The sequence below is a fragment of the Phenylobacterium sp. genome (assembly GCF_036821595.1).
GTDB lineage: Bacteria > Pseudomonadota > Alphaproteobacteria > Caulobacterales > Caulobacteraceae > Phenylobacterium.
Window position 1 is genome coordinate 36,794 of sequence record NZ_DAISJG010000016.1, and the last position, 15,434, is coordinate 52,227.

Consider the following 15,434-nt stretch of genomic DNA (forward strand, 5'->3'; position numbering starts at 1 on the left):
CGCAGGCGCCACTACTCCTCGCGGAAAGCGTCCTCGAAAGTGTCCGTGATCGGTGAAATCAGGAAGCCCATAACGGTTCGTTCACCGGTCACGATGGAGGCCTGCGCAGGCATGCCGGGCTGCAGCTCGGCGCCCTTCAGCTGGGCCAGGTCCTTCGGCTCGATTCGCAGGTCCACGCGGTAGAAGGAGACGCCCGTCCGCTCGTTGTTGATGCGGTCGGCCGAGACCACCGCCACCTTGGCGGGCAGCGGATCGTGCCAGCGCTGGTTGAGGCCGGAGAGCCGGACGCGGGCCTCCATGCCGACATGCACATTGTCCACGTCCTCGGGCCGGATCATCGCGCTGACCATCATCGGCGCGTTCGCCGGGACCACGTCCATCAGGACCTCGCCCGGGCCGGTGACCCCGCCGATGGTGAACTGCGTCAGGTTGAACACGTAGCCGTCCACCGGCGAGCGGACGACGGTGGCTTCCAGGGCCTGTTTGGCCGCGGTCAGCCGCGGCAGCACGTCGGCGACGCGGGTCTGGGTCTCGCGCATGCCCTCGGCGGCCTGGCTCGCCCGCTCGTTCCGCAGGCTGACGAGCTGGATGCGGGTTTCGCCCATGGCTTGGCGCATGCGGGCGATGTCGGCGCCGAGCTGGCCGCGGCGGCCGTTCAGCTCCGCCAGGCTCCGCTCGTAGCGCAGGATCAAGGTCTTCGGCGCAAAGCCCTTCTCGTTGAGCGTCCGGTAGCCGCTCAGCTCCTCCTCGGTGAGGCGCGTCTGCTCCTCGATGGAGGCGACCTGGGCCTGCAGGCCCTGAATCTGGCTCTCGAGCTGGTCCAGACGCTGGCCGAGGATGGCCGACTGGCTCTGGAAGGCCTGCAGCCGGGTGGTGAACAGGAACTCCTGGTCCCGGATCAGGCTGGCGACGCGCGGGTCCGCGGTCCGCGCCGTCAGCTCGGGCGGGAACTGCATGGCCGGGCGGTTCGTGGCCTCCGCCGTGAAGCGGGCGTTCTGCGCCAGCAGGCTGTCGTACTGGTTCTGGTAGACGTCGAAGGCGGCCCGCGCCTCCACGTCGTTGAAGGTGATCAGCGGCTGGCCGGCGCGCACCCGCTGGCCCTCCTTGACGAGGATCTGGCGGACCACGCCGCCTTCCCGGTGGCGCAGGGTCTTGCGGTTTGACTCCACCCGCACCTCGCCCGCCGCGGTGACGGCGATCGGCAGCTTGGTGACGGAGGCCCAGGCGCCCAGGCCGACCACCAGCACGCCGATGACGCCCGCGCCCACCAGCATGGGCCGGCGCAGGCGCCGCTTCATCTCCGGGTCCATGGGCCGCTTGTGGTCGTCCCCGCCGAAGGTGGGCTGGACGTAGGTCGAGCGGACGGGTCCGATATCGAGCTTCATCGACCGCCCTCCACGGCGCGCACTTCGCCCGCGGGCTTCATCAGGCGCGACATCACCTGGTCGCGCGGGCCGAACAGCTCCACGCGGCCGTCACGCAGCACCAGCATCTTGTCGGCGGCGCGGAAGATGCCCGGCTTGTGGGAGATGATCACCACCGTGGCCTTGTTGGCCTTCATGACGTCGATGGCGCGCATCAGGGCGTCCTCGCCCTCGGAGTCCAGGCTGGCGTTCGGCTCGTCGAGCACGATGAAGGCCGGGTCGCCCAGCATGGCCCGGGCGAGGCCGACGCGCTGCCGCTGGCCGGCGGACAGGATGACGCCGCCCTCGCCGACCTCGGTGTCGTAGCCCTTGCCCATGCGCAGGATCAGCTCGTGCACGCCGGCGAGCTGGGCGGCGCGGACCACCTCCTCGTCGGTGACGTCCTCGCGGAAGCGGGCGATGTTGTCGCGGATCGTCCCGGCGAACAGCTCGGTGTCCTGCGGCAGATAGCCCACGTGGCGGCCGAAATCGGCGCGTTCCCAGGTGAAGACATCGGCCCCGTCGAGGCGAACGGCCCCGTTGATCGGCTTCCAGATGCCGACCAGCAGGCGGGCGAGCGTCGACTTGCCGGCGCCCGACGGCCCGATCACGCCCAGCACCTCGCCGGGCTCCAGCCCGAAGTTGATGTTGCCCAGGACCAGCTTGTTGGCGCCCATCGGGGCGAAGTTCACGGCCTCCACCGAGAGCTTGCCGGTCGGCCGGGGCAGGGAGGTCGCAGCGGCCGGGGGCTCGGCGCGCGACAGGAGCTGGTTCAGCCGCTCGTGGGCCCGGACCATGTTGTTCAGCGGCTCCCAGGCGCCGACGATCTTCTCGATCGGCTGCAGGGCGCGGCTCGCCAGGATCATGTTGGCGAACAGCATGCCCGAATGGATCTCGCCCTTCAGGATCAGGTAGGCGCCGATGGCGATGATCAGCACCTGGATGCCCATGCGCACCGACTTGATGATGTCGGTGTACATGTTGGACTGCTCGGCCGCGACGGCGCCGCGCTCGATGGTCACCGCGCGGTGACCGGCCCAGGCGCGGCCGAGCGTCGGCAGCATGCCCATGGCGCGCACCACCTCGCCGTTGCGCAGGGCGGCCTCGGTGAAGGCGTAGCTCTTCAGCGCCGCATCGGTGGCCTCGCGCATCGGCGGGCGGGTCGCCCGCTCCTGCATGAGCGCCAGGATCAGCAGCACGATCGCGCCGCCCGTGGTCACGAACCCCACCAGGGGGTCGATGATGAACAGCACGCCCAGGAACACCGGGATCCAGGGCACGTCGAAGAAGGCCGCCGCCCCGATGCCGGTGAGCGTCTGGCGGAAGGTGTCGAGGTCGCGCAGCGCCTGCGAGCGGGCGCTGGGCTCGCCGCGGACGGCGGCCTCGAACAGGCCCCAGAACAGGCGGCCGGACACGCGCTGGTCGAGCACCATGCCGTAGTTGATCAGGATGCGGGCGCGGAAGTCGTCGATGGCGCTGGAGACGGCGAAGACGAAGAGGGTGACGAGCGTCAGGCCCCACAGCGTCGCCTGGCTCTGGCTGGCCAGCACCCGCCCGTAGATCTGGAAGGTGTAGAGCGGCAGGGCGAGGTAGAGGACGTTGGAGAAGAAGGAGAAGGTCGCCGCCACGAGGAAGGGGTTCTTGCCTTCCTTCAGGGCGTGACTCAGCACGTTGTCGGGGAGGTCCCTCAGGAACGTGAAGATCTTCATGCCGCGCCGCGCCGTCCGTTCGTGCCGCCCAAGATAACCCAAAGGTGGCTTAATTGGGGTGAACGCGGAACGCCCGCCGGCGAGCGGGGTCCGCTTCTCGCCCGGAACGCCCGGAGCGCGCGGAGAGATGCTTGGCGACCCCGCATAAGTCAATGGCGCCGCCCCGGGCCGTGCTAGAAGGCCCGCGGCACGGTCGGGGAGAGGGCATGTCGCGGGTCGCCATCGTCGGGAGCTGCATCACGCGCGACCTCTGGCCGGTGCGCGGCGAGGCGGTGGAGGGCCTGCTCTACGTCTCGCGGACCAGCCTGCCGAGCCTGTTCTCCGCCCCGGTGGGGGGCTTCCGCCCCGCGGCGAAACCGCCCGGCGGCCTGCGCCAGCACCAGCACCGGGCGCTGGTGGCGGACCTGAACAAGACGGCCCTCGCCAGGCTGGTGGCCTTCCGGCCGACCCATCTGATCCTCGACTTCATCGACGAGCGCTTCGACCTGCTGTCCGTGGGCGGCGCGGTCGCCACGCGTAGCTGGGAGCTGGAGGCCAGCGGCTATCTGGCGCAGCGGGCGTTCCGGGCCGCGCGGCCGATCCCGCGGCTGTCGGGGGCCTGCGAGCGGATGTGGCTCGACGCCGCGGCCGAGTTCGCCGCCCTGGTGCGGGCCACGCCGCTGCGGGACGCCCGGCTGATCCTGCACAGCGCCCGTTGGGCGGAGACGCGGCAGGCGCCGGACGGGACCCGGCGGCCGCTGGCCGACGTCGAGGTCCTGCCGGGCGAACCGGCCGACATCGGCGCCCACAACGCCCTGCTGGCCCGCTACGAGGCGGCGTTCCTCCGCCTGATGCCGCCGATGAGCGTGGTCGAGGCGCCGCAGGCGCGGGTGGCCGACGAGGCGCACCAGTGGGGCCTCAGCCCCTTCCACTACGGGCCGGACTACTACGCGGCGATCTGGCGCGGGCTGGAGGACCTGGGGGTCAGCGCGGCGCCCGCCTCGCCCAGTGTTCCAGCGGCGTGAGGCCGGCGCGGATCAGCTCGGGCGTGGCGGCGAGGTAGGCGGCGGTCGGGAAACCGGGCCGGGGCTCGCCCACGACCCACGCGCCGCCCTGCAGGTAGTCGACCAGCGGATTGGCGCCCGGCGTCAGGGCCTCGCCGCGCACGGCGATGTAGTGGGCGCTGTCGAACCAGGGACCAGGGCTGCGCCCCTCGGCTCCGCCGCCGGTGACGAAATGGGTCAGCGGCTCCACGCCCGTGGCGGCGATGTCGGGGTACTGCTCGAGGTACCAGGCGGGATCGACCAGCGGGTGCGGCGACAGCCCGTCGCGCCAGCCCTCGGCGAGGTAGTGGACGAGCGGCGGGACGGCCAGGTTGCGCGGCGCCTGGCGACGGTACCAGGCCGGGTCGAACAGCGGGTGCGGCGAGAGCCCCTCGACCCAGCCGGCGCGCAGGTAGTGGCTCACCGGGTCCTCGCCGGGAGCGAGCTCGGGCGCCTGGGCGAGGTAGTGGACGACGTCGAACAGCGGGTGGGGGCTGCGGCCCTGGCCCGCGCCCTCGCGGACGAAGTGCTCCAGGGGCGAGACGCCGGTGGCGGCGAGCGCCGCGGCGTTCTGGCGGGCGTACCAGGCCGAATCGAACAGGGGATGAGGGGCGCGGCCCTCGGCGGCGCCGGCGACGAGATAGTGGACCAGGGGCGCCATGCGCGAGGCGCGGACATCGGCGTAGGTCGAGAGGTACCAGGCCTGGTCGATCGCCGCCGGCGGGACCACGGTGGCGTCGCCGCGACGCCGCGCATAGGCCGCCATGTGACGGAAATCGAAGGCGGCGCGGCCGGTCCCGCGCCAGACGCCCGAGCGGGCGATCACCGCCGCCTGGCCGAACGCGCCCAGCCGGGCCAGCAGGCGGTCGAGGGTCTTGGAGAGGCGATTGTGCCGGCGCCGCGTCGGACGGCTGCGTTCGGCCAGCCGCAGGGCGGCCTGGCGGCGGAGCCGGCGCTCCAGCTCGGCGCGGCCGACCAGGGCCTCGCTGAGCGCGAGCGTCAGTTCGCTGCGGGTCAGCGCCTCGCGCACCTGGGCCTGGTGGGCCGTCGCGCGGGCGGCCTTGAGCTCGGCCAGCCGTCCGGCGACGGTCTCGACCTTGGCCATGACCGCGGCGTAGGCGGCGTCCTCGTTGGCGGCGGCTGGTTCGGCCAAGTCCGTGGCCGCAGTCTGCGCGGCCCCTCCCCGTTGGATCGATGCGGTTGTCTCGGGCTCCGCCCTCGCCCTGTCAAGGCGAGCGGCTAGAGCCCTTCGGTCGCGAGCCATTCCTGGAAGCTCCCCCGGCCGGAGGCGAAGGGATTGGGGAAGGCCGCCTGCAGGTCCTGGCGCTGGCGGTAGAGGACGCGCTCGGGCTTGGCGATCTTGGTCCCGTCCTCGTAGGCCTCGTAGGCCCAGTAGCGGTCGGGAATGGCCGGTTCGGTGGCCGTGGTGACCAGGCGCTTGTACCAGCTCCAGATCTCGTAGACCGGGAAGTTCTGGCCGGCGTACTTCTTGGTCATGGTGTCGCCGAGCGGGCCCAGCTTGGTGAAGTGCCAGAAGCGCAGCGGAACCCCGTTGACGAGGACCCGGCCGTCCTTCTCCACGGAAACCTTCCGGGTGCTGAGGTTCCAGCTGGCCACGTTGTAGCCGGGGTCCCGGATGACCTTCACCCGGTCGAACAGGGCCGGCACGTGGTCGCACCAGCGCTGGTCGACGAACAGGCCGCTCGGCATGTCGTCATAGCAGTAGCTGAGCAGCCGGTCGTTCCACCACTTCGCGAACCGCGCGCCCTCCCCGGTCGTGCGGATCGCCACGAAGCCCAGGTTGAAGATGCCGGTCCGGGAAGCCGACAGGTCGTTGTCCTGGATCGCCGTCGGGTCGTCGTTGGGGTCGATCAGGTGCGGCGTGAGCAGGATGTCGTGGTCCTGCAGCCAGGCCAGCAGCGGGTCGAGCGGCGCGAGCAGGGCGGTGTCGGGGTCGAGGTAGATGGCCACGTCCGCGCCCGAGGCGCAGGCCTGGTGGATGAAGGGCCCCTTCACCGCGGTGCAGACCTCGACCACGTCGTGCTTGAAGAGCCAGCTCTCGAAACTGGGGATGCCCAGGTCGCGGGCCCAGACGACCCGGTCGAAGGGCTCGTCGGCCGGATCGAAGGCGAAGCCCTTCGGCGGCTCGTCGGTGATCAGGGCGACCAGCTCCCAGTCCGGATGGAAGCGGCGCAGAGTCTGGAACAGCACCCGGGCGCGGTTCAGGTAGGAGAAGGTGAAGCTGGAATAGCAGAGGACCTTCACCGCGCGGCCTCCGGCGCGATCAGGTCCACCGTGAGCGCGCTGAACGCCAGGTCGTACAGCATGGGCTTGCGCCTGGCGCGGGCGAGCTCGGCGACGCGGCCGCTGTCGAGCGCCTCGGCGAGCGCGGCCTCGTCGGGCAGCACCCAGCCGTGGCCGCCCTCGCGGACCAGGGCCTGGACGTTGCCGCTGTCGGGGCCGGTGATCACAGCGCAGCCCGCGGCGATCGCCTCGTAGGCGGTGAAGGAGAAGGTCTCGCGGCAGAGGGGCCAGATCAGCACCGCATCCACCTCCAGGGCCTCGAGCGTCTCCTGCATGAGCCGCGGCCGGCTCTCGGTCACCCGCACCTCGTGGAAGGCGACCGGCACGCCGCCGGTCCCCACGCCGAGGTGCAGGAACTCGTAGCGATCGTCGCCGGCGTGCTTCAGGACCAGTTCGCGGAAGATCCCCCAGCCCTTGTGGGGCGCGGGCACGCCGGCGAAGGCGAGGCGGAACGGCCGGCGCCTCCGAGAGACCGGCGCGCGGCCCCGGGGAACCAGCCGGGCGTGCGGCAGGACCACCTCGCCCTTCGCCGGATAGGCCCAGCGCGACTTCCAGAGGTCGAGCGTCGGCTGCGAGGGACTGACCACCGTCAGGTCGAGACGGGCGAACAGCCGCTCGTGCTCGGCCAGGTGGCGCATCCGGTACGGGAAGTAGGAACAGATCGAGCAGGCGGCGCTGTCCGGCGGCGGCGCGGCGCAGTCCTGCACGTCGTTGCGAAGCAGGTGGTAGCCGGAGCAGAGGCTGGCGAAGTCGTGCAGCCAGAACCAGCCGGCGTTCAGGCCCGCCGCCGCCAGGATGTCGGCGGTCTCGTCCGCCGCGTGGCCGAGCAGGCTGTGGATGGCGAAGCTCCGCTGGCCGGCGGGCGTCGCGCCGGCCGCCTGCTTGAGCACGCGGGCGATCACCTTCGGCGAATAGACTCCGGCGGCCTCGCCGTTCCAGAGGACACCCAGGTGGCCGGGCTCACCCTTCGTCCGAACCACCGGCCAGGGCTTGGCCGGATAGAGGTGCAGGTGGTCGCGGCCCAGGGCGGCGATGCGGGCGTCCTCCCGCTGCAGGCAGAGCTGCACGCCGCCGGTATTGGCCGAGTAGTCGTCGTGACTGAAGGTCACGTGCAGGTCGGCGAGCCCGGTGCGGGACCGGCCCAGCGCCTCGGCGAGCGCCGCGGCGGTCCCGAGCTTCACCTTTGCGGACGCCTCGGCCACCTCGGGGACGCGGTCCTGCAGCGGCCGGAGCCGGGCGATCACCTCGTAGCGGAAGCCCAGCTCCTGGCGCGCCATCCGCCCTTCGGCGCGGCCGGTGCGGACATAGTGGACGAACGGGTTCATCCCGGCGTGGGCGATATCGGGATAGGTCTCGAGGTAGTCCTTCACCGAGAACTTCGGGTGCGGGTCCCGCCCCTCGCGCCAGCCCGTGACCAGGAAGTGCTCGAGGGGATCGATGCCGGCCGCCGCGATGTCCGGGTGGGCGGTGAGGTAGAAGTCGGCGTCGAACTCGCCGGCCAGCAGCTCCCGCTCCCCCTGCCGGACCTCCGCCGGGGCCTCGGGGGACGTCCAGGCCGCCGCGGGCTCGGACCCGGGTTGCGGCTCGGCGGGCCGGGCCGCCGCCAGCACGGTCTCCACGCCCCATTCCTCCGGCGCAGGGGCGGACGCGACGGACGCGGACCGCACTCGCGCCTGTTCCGACGGGAAGACCTCGCGCCCCTCGTAGCGGCCGTGCCGCAGGTAGTGGAACAGCGGCTCCACGCGGGCGCGCCGGACGTCGGCGTTGGCCTCCAGATAGGCGCGCGTCGAGAACCAGGGCGCCGGATCGCGTCCCTCGCGCCAGCCTTCCGACAGGTAGTGCCGCAAGGGGTCGATACCCGCTTCGTCGACGTCGGGATAGGCGGTCCGGTAGAAGGCCGCGTCTATGGCGGTGGAGACGACCCGGTAGACCTCGTCATCAAGGGCCGTGACGGCCATGCGGCGTAATTTCCCTTCGCGGCGGCGCGGGCTTGTGTGCAACAGAAGGCCCTGACAAGCAACCGCCGCCCCGGCCCTTGCGACCGATTGCGGCGGCCCCTACAGCCAAGGCTTTCCGGCCGCAAGCGGACCCAGGATGACGACCCAGGAACCGGACTCCAGCGCAGCGCCCCAGACCGCCCGCCAGTCTCCCGCGAGAACCGCCTATCTCGTGCTCGGCATGCACCGGTCGGGCACCTCGGCGGTGACCCAGCTCCTGGCCCTCGCGGGCGCCCACCTGCCCGAGCACGTGATGCCGGGCGACGAGCACAATGCGAAGGGCTACTTCGAGCCCTGGAAGATCGCCCTGTTCAACGACGAGCGGCTGCGCGCGGCGGGCTCCGCCTGGGACGACGTCTTCGCCTTCCCGCACCGTCCGTTGGCCCGCAAGGACGAGCGCGCCTGGCTGAGCCGGGCCCTGGACCTGTTCCAGGAGGAGTACGGCGAGGCTCGCCATCCGCTGCTGAAGGACCCGCGGGTGACGGTGCTGGCCCCCTTCTGGCGCACGGTGCTGGAGGACCTGGGGATCGGCGTGCGCGCGGTGATCCCGGTGCGCCACCCGCTGGCCGTTGCCGGGTCTCTGGCGCGCCGCAACGCCTTCGCCACCGAGAAGTCGGTGCTGCTGTGGAGCGCCTACATGTTGGCCGCGGAGGCTTACACCCGCGACCTGCCGCGCGCCTTCGTGAGCTACGACGGCCTGCTGTCGGACTGGCGCGCGGAGGTAGGCCGGATCGAGGCCGCCCACGGCGCGCCGCTGCCGAACCTGACCGAAAAGGCCGGCAAGGCGATCGACCGGTTCCTGACGCCAGAGCTGCGCCACAACGCGGGCGCCGGCGACCTGGCGGCCCTGGGCTGGGCGGGCGAGCTGACGGCGGCCGTGCACGGCTGGTTCGAGGCCGCCGCCACCGGCGCCGCGCCGGACCGGGCGCCGGTGGAGCGCGCCGCCGCCGAGCTCACCCGCCGCCGCGACGAGGTGGGGGTCCTGGTCTCGCCCACCACGCGGGACCTGGACGCCACGCGGGCGGCGCTGCGTGAGCTGCGCGACGAGCTGACCGCCCGCGAGACCGTGCTGCTCGAGACGCTACGGAGCGAACGCGAGGCGCTGGAGTCCGGCTGGCGCGCCGACGTCGAGCGCCTCCAGGAGGAGCAGATCCGGGAACGCGGGGTGCTGGAAGAGGGCTGGCGCGCCGACATCACGCGGCTCCAGGCGGAGCAGGAGCAGGCGCGTGCGGTCATGGAGGCCGGCTGGCGCGCCGATGTGGAGCGGCTGCAGGCCGAGCAGCAGCGCGATCGCGTGGAGCTCGAAACCATGCGGCGGCGCTGGTTCGAACTCTCGCACCGGCTCGACATCATTCTGGCCGAGAGCTGAGCGACCACGGCCGGCATGTCGGCGTCCGATGTCATGGCTCTTCGGCAGGCCGCCTGGCGTGAGCGCCAGCGGCTGGCCGAGGACCGCTGGCGGCGGTTCCAGGCGAGCACCCGCAAACGGTACGGCGGCTCCGCGGCCCGCGCCCTGCCTCCCGCCGCCGCCCGCCTGCTGGCGCGCGGCAAGTTCCCCGGCCGCGCCCTGCTGCTGGCCCTGTCCGGCGCCTGGCTGGACGACGTCGAGGCCGGGCTCGGCAGCCGGCCCGGCGAGGTCTCGAACCTCCTCGACTACGTCCGCGCCGGCCCCGACCCGGCGGCCCAGCCCCGCGCCCTGTTCGACCAGGCCTGGTACCTGGAGCAGGCGCCCGCCCTGGCCGGCAGCCGTTGGGCTCCGCTTGCCCACTACCTGATCCTCGGCGACCTGGAGGGGCGCAGCCCGCACCCGCTGATCGACGTCAGACGCCTGCGCGGGCCCGGCGACCGGCTGACGGCCCTCCAGCGCTTCCTCTTCCACGCGGCCGCCGAGGGGATCGACCCCCATCCCCTGTTCGACCTGCGCTTCTACGTTGGCCAGTCGGACGAGCTGGCGGAGACCGGCGAGAACCCGCTTGTCCACTACCTGCGGCAGGGCTGGCGCGAGGGGCGCGACCCGCACCCCCTGTTCGCCAACGCCTGGTACCTGAACCGCACGCCGGGGGCCCCGGAGGCCGGGATCGCGCCGCTGCTGCACTACGTGACGACGGGAGCCGCGGCGGGCGCCGACCCGCACCCGCTGTTCGAGACCGCCTGGTGGGGCCTGGAGCCGCGGCGCGCGTCCGCAGCCCACGACCCGCTGAGCGACTTCCTGCGGACCGGCGGCCCGATGCGGCGCAGCCCCACCCCGCGGTTCGATCCGGACCACTACCTGGCCCAGGCGGGCGGCGACCCGGCCGCCGCCGCCAGCCCGCTCCTGCACTACGTGACGGCGGGGACCTTCCTCGGCCTCTCCCCGGCGCCGGATTTCGACGAAGCGGCCTGGTTCGCCGCCCATCCCAAGGCCGCCGCCGAGGCCCGCAGCGCCCTGGAGTTGGCGGCGCGGGCGGAGCCTGCCACGGCGCGCCCCGCCCCCGCCCCGCGTGACGACTGGGTGAGCTACCTGGCCGAGATGGGGTCGACGGCGCCCGGGCGGCGGCCGGGGCTGGAGCCGCAGGCCTTCGTGGTGCGGCGCGGCCCGCCGGCGGATCTCGCCACGGCCGACCGGCTGCTCGCCCGCCACCGACTGGCCGGCTTCTGCCACGAGGTGGCCAGCCGCGAGGAAGCCCGGGCGCTGTGGGCGGCCGGAGCGGCGGACCTCCCTTTCCTGCTGGCGCTGGCCGGTCCGGTCGAGGCGGGGGCCCTGGCCCCGGCGCTGTCGTCCGACAAGGCGCTGCGGATCGAGGGACGGCCAGCGCTGCTGGTCCCGCCCGGCGTCAGGGCGGAAGGCCTTGCGGGCTTCCACGTGGTCTCGCGTGGGGCCCTGCCCTGCGTGCGCGCCGGCAAGGGCGGTCCGGGCGTCCTGCAGGCCCGGCTCGAACGCGCCATGGCCGACGCCCCGGTGCTGCTCGTGGACGACTGGGACGCCGTCGCGCCGGGCGAGCGCGGCCACGCCTGGCTGGAAGCCTGCGCCAACGCCTATGACGCGGGGCTGCTGGAGCGGTGATGACGGGTCCGGCGATCACCCTGGTGGGCTATCCCTTCGCGCCGACCGGCATGGGCGAGCACCTGCGCGTGACCCTGCACGCCCTGCGCGCCGCGGGCCTGGAGGTGCGGCTGCTGGACGTGGCCGACACCCGCAGCCATCCGGACCCCGCGCTCGAGCCGCTGCGGGACCTGGCCGTCGACCGGCTGGGCGAGCTGAACATCTTCTGCGTCAACGCCGACGAGGTCGACCGGGTGATCGACCGCCTGCGGCGGGCAGCCTTCAGGGCGGCGGTCAACGTCGTCTATCCGGCCTGGGAGCTCGCCCGCTATCCGGCGCCCTACGCCCGGGCGGTCGCCCAGTTCGACGAGGTCTGGGCGCCGTCCGTGTTCATCCGCGACGCCATCTCGGCGGCCATCGGGCGGCCCGTCCACGACATCCCGCTGGCGGTGGAGCCCCGCGTCTCGCGCTTCCTCTCGCGGCGCTACTTCGACATCCCCGAGGCGCCGTTCACGGTGCTGTTCTTCTTCGACTTCGCCTCCTACGCGGAACGCAAGAACCCCGGCGCGGTGCTGAGCGCCTTCGAGCAGCTCGTGGCGCGACGGCCGGAGGCCGAGTTGCACTGCGTGATGAAGGTGCGCGGCGCGCCTCCCGACCGGAAGGCCCGCGACGCCTTCCGGGCCCGGCTGGCCGCGCTGGGGGAGCGGGTGCAGACCCTGGAAGGCGATTTCACCGACAACGAGATCAAGAACCTGATCCGGGTCTGCGACGTCTTCGTGTCCCTGCACCGCTCGGAGGGGTTCGGACGCGGGCCGGCGGAGGCCATGGCGCTGGGCCGGCCGGCCATCGCCACCGGCTATTCCGGCAACGTCGACTTCATGCCGCTGGGGACCTCGCTGCTGGCGGACTACGAGCTGGTCCCGGTGGCGCCCGGCGCCTATCCGCACGGGGAGGGCCAGGTGTGGGCCGAGGCGTCGGCCGGGCACGCCTCGCGCCTGATCGAGGGGCTGTACGACGATCCCCGCGGCGCCGCGGCCCTGGGCGAGCGCGGCCGCCGGCACATCCGCGAGACGCTGTCCTATGCGGCCGTCGGCGCGCGCTTCCTGGCGCGCCTGCAGGCGCTCGCCCGACCCTAGGCCCTGCGCCGCTTCCAGACGGCCGGATCGAGCGACAGGTAGACGAGGCCGGTAAGCGCGGCGACGTCGAGGAAATAGAGATAGCGGTAGTCGCAGGCCAGGGAGATCACCAGGAAGCTGGCGGTGAAGCCCAGCGCCGCGACCTGCAGTCCGATGACGGCGACATCCTCCGGCCGCCGGCGCAGCAGGAGCGCCCCGGCCACCAGAAGCGACAGCACCGCGTAGGCCGCGTGCGACATCACCGGCGTGTCGAGGAACCAGGTGACGTAGTTGAACAGCTCCTGGTCGTCGCGGTCGCGGCGCGCCTCCATGCCCAGCTTGGCCAGCTGCTCGGGCGGGCCATCGATCCCGACGTGCACCGGCAGGCAGCGGTCGATCACCGGGGCGGCGAACACCCAGCGGAAGTCGGCGAAGCGGGTCTTCAGATAGATCCCCGGATGCTCGGCGATCAGGTTCAGCCATTCGGCCTGGATCGCCTCGTCCGGCAGCCCCCAGAAGGTGGCGCCCACCGCCGGATCACGGTCGAGGTGGTCGATCCGCTCGGGCGAGAACTGCGCCCCGGCGCGCCGGCGCAGCTCGTCGTCGGCGTCGGGATCGGCGCGGTCGATGTGCTCCAGCGGCAGCGTCGGGTCCAGGGCCAGCGCGCCGGCGATGTCGTACTGCTGCACGAGCCGCACGCCGCGGGAGACGGCCACGTCGTCCTTCTCGGGGGCCGGGATGGCGGCGACCGAAAGGGACTGGGTGACCAGGGCCACGGCGACGAGCCAGCCGAGGCTCCAGCCGGCCATGGCCTTCCAGCCGCGGTCGCGCAGCCCCCAGGCGATGACGGCGGCGGCCGGCAGCCAGGCGATCAGCCCGTTCTGGCGCACCAGGGCGGCCATGGCGAACAGCAGGCCGGCCGCGGCGAGCGCGCCGAGAGGCCGGCGTCCCGCCGCCCAGGCCTGGGAGGCGGCCATCAGGCAGATGAAGCCGAGCGTCGCGCTGTTGGCGAAGAACACGTCCTTCCAGACGATGCCCTGGTAGACGAGGATGTTGGGCGTGAGCACGACGGCGGCGGCCACCGGGACCGAGAGCCATGAGGCCCGGCCGGTCATCCGCAGCATCCAGAGCCAGCCCCCGAACAGCATCAGGCCGCTCGCCACCACATAGAGCGAGGTCCCGGCCAGCAGGTCGTCGAAGACCCCGAGCAGCCAGGCGTAGAAGGGCGGGCCCCAGGTGATCCGTTCGTGGAAGCGGCCCTCGTAGAGCGAGAGCACCGGATCGACGGACATGTGGCCGGGCAGGTTGGCCGCCAGCATCAGGAGGTAGCCGGCGACGATCACCCAGCGGGTGGCGTCGACGGCGGCGATCCGCACGCCCGGCCGGGTCATGCGGCGGTCCCGGGACGGGCGACCACGAGGAACAGGCCGGCCATCATCAGCAGGTAGCCCGCGGCCATCGACCAGGAGAACTCCTCCTTGAACACCAGCCAGCCCATGGTCGGCACCAGGCAGGCGCCGACCAGCGAGAAGGCGTAGGCGGTCGACAGCGGCACGCGGGTGAGCACGTAGAACCAGAGAAGCGCTGTCAGCGCATACCAGGCGAAGGCGCCGATCAGCGGCCAGTTCTGGATCACGCGCAGGAGGAAGGGCCCCGAGAGCCGCCCGTCGTAGATGGCGCCCCACTTGAACATGATCTGGCCGAGCGGCATCGCCACCGCGAAGGCGCTGCAGAGCGCGATGTCCTTCGGCGTCACGAGCGGGCGTCCTCTTCCTCTTCCATGCGGGCGATAGTCCGCAGGTAGGGGTGGATGGGCCGGGTCGGCACGTTCAGCACGTCGAAGTTCATCGCCTGCAGCAGGAACTGGGCGCCCAGGATGATCGGCAGGGCCGCGGCCATGACCACGCCGGCCGAGGCTGCCTGGCCGGGGACGCGGGTGGCCAGGTAGTGGGCCGCGTAGCCCACGCCGAACAGCACGCTGAAGATCCCGAACACCAGCTCCAGGCTGGCGGCGTGGAAGTCGCGCACGAAATACTGTCCGAGCACCCGCTGGACGAAGTTCCTCAGGTGCTTCAGCGCGAAGGGGCCGACGATGGCGCCGATCCGCAGGTTGGACACCTCGTCGGCGTAGCGCGCGGGCATCGGCACGTCGCGGACCACCGCGCGCAGGGTGCCCAGGTGGTAGAGCAGGTCGGTCTCGAAGAAGAAGCGCTTGGCGACCCGCTTCTCCATGACCATCCGGGCGACGTTGGCCTCGATGGCGGTGTAGCCGTTGGTGGGATCGAAGATGTTCCAGTAGCCGGTGGAGAGCTTGGCGGCGAAGCTCAGAACCGCGTTGCCGAACACCCGGATCGACGGCATCGAGCGCAGGTGGCTGATGGAGGTGAAGCGGTTGCCCTTGGCGTAGTCGGCCTCGCCCAGGAGAATCGGCGCCACGAGATGGGCGACGTAGCCCAGGTCCATCTGGTCGTCGCCGTCGACCTTGACCAGGACCTGGCCGCCGCGGCGGGCGGCCTCGCGATAGCCGGCCATGGTCGCGCCGCCGACGCCCTGATTCTGCGGCAGCCGCACGACCACCACGCGGGGGTCCGTGTTGTTGGCCTCGATGAAGTCGGCCGAGCCCTCCGGGCAGGCGTCGTCGACGCAGACGATGCCCTCGACCCAGGCAGGAGTCTTGGCGATCACCCTCAGGATGTGCGCCTTGACCTTGTAGCAGGGCACCACCAGCCAGACGCCGGCGCCGTCCAGCTTCGGCGGCAGCACGCGCATCAGCTTGCGCCGGTCGTCCGGAGACAGCGGCGCCTGGCGCGCGATGTTGTCGAAGGACGTCATTTCTCTCAGAACAGGTCCGGCCCCTTGGAC

12 protein-coding genes are annotated in these 15,434 nt (G+C 72.3%); 4 read left to right on the forward strand and 8 right to left on the reverse strand.

Translation table 11 applies throughout. From position 1 onward, the window contains the following. Positions 1-11: 11 nt before the first annotated feature. Entirely contained in the window at positions 12-1,385 is a 1,374-nt protein-coding gene (locus V7Z97_RS10165; protein ID WP_334163250.1) for an HlyD family type I secretion periplasmic adaptor subunit, read from the reverse strand. Next, positions 1,382-3,112: a type I secretion system permease/ATPase gene (locus V7Z97_RS10170; RefSeq protein ID WP_334163252.1), complete on the reverse strand. Its 1,731-nt coding sequence runs from the start codon at positions 3,110-3,112 to the stop codon at positions 1,382-1,384. The genes V7Z97_RS10165 and V7Z97_RS10170 overlap by 4 nt, the downstream gene beginning before the upstream one ends. Positions 3,113-3,318: 206 nt before the next feature. Between V7Z97_RS10170 and V7Z97_RS10175 the strand changes: the two genes are divergently transcribed. Next, the gene (locus V7Z97_RS10175) at positions 3,319-4,116 is read left to right on the forward strand and encodes a DUF6270 domain-containing protein (RefSeq protein WP_334163254.1); all 798 of its coding nucleotides are present in this window, start codon (positions 3,319-3,321) and stop codon (positions 4,114-4,116) included. Here V7Z97_RS10175 and V7Z97_RS10180 read toward each other — a convergent pair. The 3 genes from V7Z97_RS10180 to V7Z97_RS10190 form a co-directional block, all read right to left on the reverse strand. Further along, positions 4,076-5,287, reverse strand: a complete 1,212-nt coding sequence (locus V7Z97_RS10180; RefSeq protein ID WP_334163255.1) for a hypothetical protein — start codon at positions 5,285-5,287, stop codon at positions 4,076-4,078. The two genes, V7Z97_RS10175 and V7Z97_RS10180, sit on opposite strands and share 41 nt — an antisense overlap. Positions 5,288-5,373: 86 nt before the next feature. Beyond that, entirely contained in the window at positions 5,374-6,399 is a 1,026-nt protein-coding gene (locus V7Z97_RS10185; protein ID WP_334163258.1) for a hypothetical protein, read from the reverse strand. Then, entirely contained in the window at positions 6,396-8,396 is a 2,001-nt protein-coding gene (locus V7Z97_RS10190; RefSeq protein ID WP_334163261.1) for a glycosyltransferase, read from the reverse strand. The genes V7Z97_RS10185 and V7Z97_RS10190 overlap by 4 nt, the downstream gene beginning before the upstream one ends. Before the next feature lie 136 nt (positions 8,397-8,532). On the opposite strand from V7Z97_RS10190, the gene V7Z97_RS10195 reads away from it, so the two are divergent. Genes V7Z97_RS10195 through V7Z97_RS10205 form a run of 3 tightly spaced genes read left to right on the forward strand, consistent with a single transcriptional unit; the run spans position 8,533 to position 12,593 of the window. Next, the gene (locus V7Z97_RS10195; protein WP_334163263.1) at positions 8,533-9,804 is read left to right on the forward strand and encodes a sulfotransferase family protein; all 1,272 of its coding nucleotides are present in this window, start codon (positions 8,533-8,535) and stop codon (positions 9,802-9,804) included. Positions 9,805-9,837: 33 nt separating this feature from the next. Further along, on the forward strand, positions 9,838-11,478 hold the full coding sequence (locus V7Z97_RS10200) for a hypothetical protein (RefSeq protein WP_334163266.1): 1,641 nt from the start codon (positions 9,838-9,840) through the stop codon (positions 11,476-11,478). Further along, positions 11,478-12,593 carry a glycosyltransferase family 4 protein gene (locus V7Z97_RS10205; RefSeq protein ID WP_334163268.1) on the forward strand — a complete coding sequence of 372 codons (1,116 nt, stop codon included), beginning with the start codon at positions 11,478-11,480 and terminating at the stop codon, positions 12,591-12,593. The genes V7Z97_RS10200 and V7Z97_RS10205 overlap by 1 nt, the downstream gene beginning before the upstream one ends. Here the strand turns inward: V7Z97_RS10205 and V7Z97_RS10210 are convergent. From V7Z97_RS10210 to V7Z97_RS10220, 3 genes are read right to left on the reverse strand one after another with little or no spacing between them, the layout of a single operon-like run. After that, entirely contained in the window at positions 12,590-13,963 is a 1,374-nt protein-coding gene (locus tag V7Z97_RS10210) for a hypothetical protein (RefSeq protein WP_334163271.1), read from the reverse strand. The two genes, V7Z97_RS10205 and V7Z97_RS10210, sit on opposite strands and share 4 nt — an antisense overlap. Further along, positions 13,960-14,328 carry an EamA family transporter gene (locus tag V7Z97_RS10215; RefSeq protein WP_334163273.1) on the reverse strand — a complete coding sequence of 123 codons (369 nt, stop codon included), beginning with the start codon at positions 14,326-14,328 and terminating at the stop codon, positions 13,960-13,962. Before V7Z97_RS10215 ends, V7Z97_RS10210 begins: the two co-directional genes overlap by 4 nt. Beyond that, the gene (locus tag V7Z97_RS10220) at positions 14,325-15,404 is read right to left on the reverse strand and encodes a glycosyltransferase family 2 protein (protein WP_334163275.1); all 1,080 of its coding nucleotides are present in this window, start codon (positions 15,402-15,404) and stop codon (positions 14,325-14,327) included. Before V7Z97_RS10220 ends, V7Z97_RS10215 begins: the two co-directional genes overlap by 4 nt. Between the last annotated feature and the right edge of the window lie 30 nt (positions 15,405-15,434).

Coding starts and splice junctions, on each gene's coding strand:
- V7Z97_RS10165 (WP_334163250.1), bottom strand. CDS start 1,385: ATGAAGCTCGATATCGGACCCGTCCGCTCGACCTACGTCCAGCCCACC.
- V7Z97_RS10170 (WP_334163252.1), bottom strand. CDS start 3,112: ATGAAGATCTTCACGTTCCTGAGGGACCTCCCCGACAACGTGCTGAGT.
- V7Z97_RS10175 (WP_334163254.1), top strand. CDS start 3,319: ATGTCGCGGGTCGCCATCGTCGGGAGCTGCATCACGCGCGACCTCTGG.
- V7Z97_RS10190 (WP_334163261.1), bottom strand. CDS start 8,396: ATGGCCGTCACGGCCCTTGATGACGAGGTCTACCGGGTCGTCTCCACC.
- V7Z97_RS10195 (WP_334163263.1), top strand. CDS start 8,533: ATGACGACCCAGGAACCGGACTCCAGCGCAGCGCCCCAGACCGCCCGC.
- V7Z97_RS10200 (WP_334163266.1), top strand. CDS start 9,838: ATGGCTCTTCGGCAGGCCGCCTGGCGTGAGCGCCAGCGGCTGGCCGAG.
- V7Z97_RS10205 (WP_334163268.1), top strand. CDS start 11,478: ATGACGGGTCCGGCGATCACCCTGGTGGGCTATCCCTTCGCGCCGACC.
- V7Z97_RS10210 (WP_334163271.1), bottom strand. CDS start 13,963: ATGACCCGGCCGGGCGTGCGGATCGCCGCCGTCGACGCCACCCGCTGG.
- V7Z97_RS10220 (WP_334163275.1), bottom strand. CDS start 15,404: ATGACGTCCTTCGACAACATCGCGCGCCAGGCGCCGCTGTCTCCGGAC.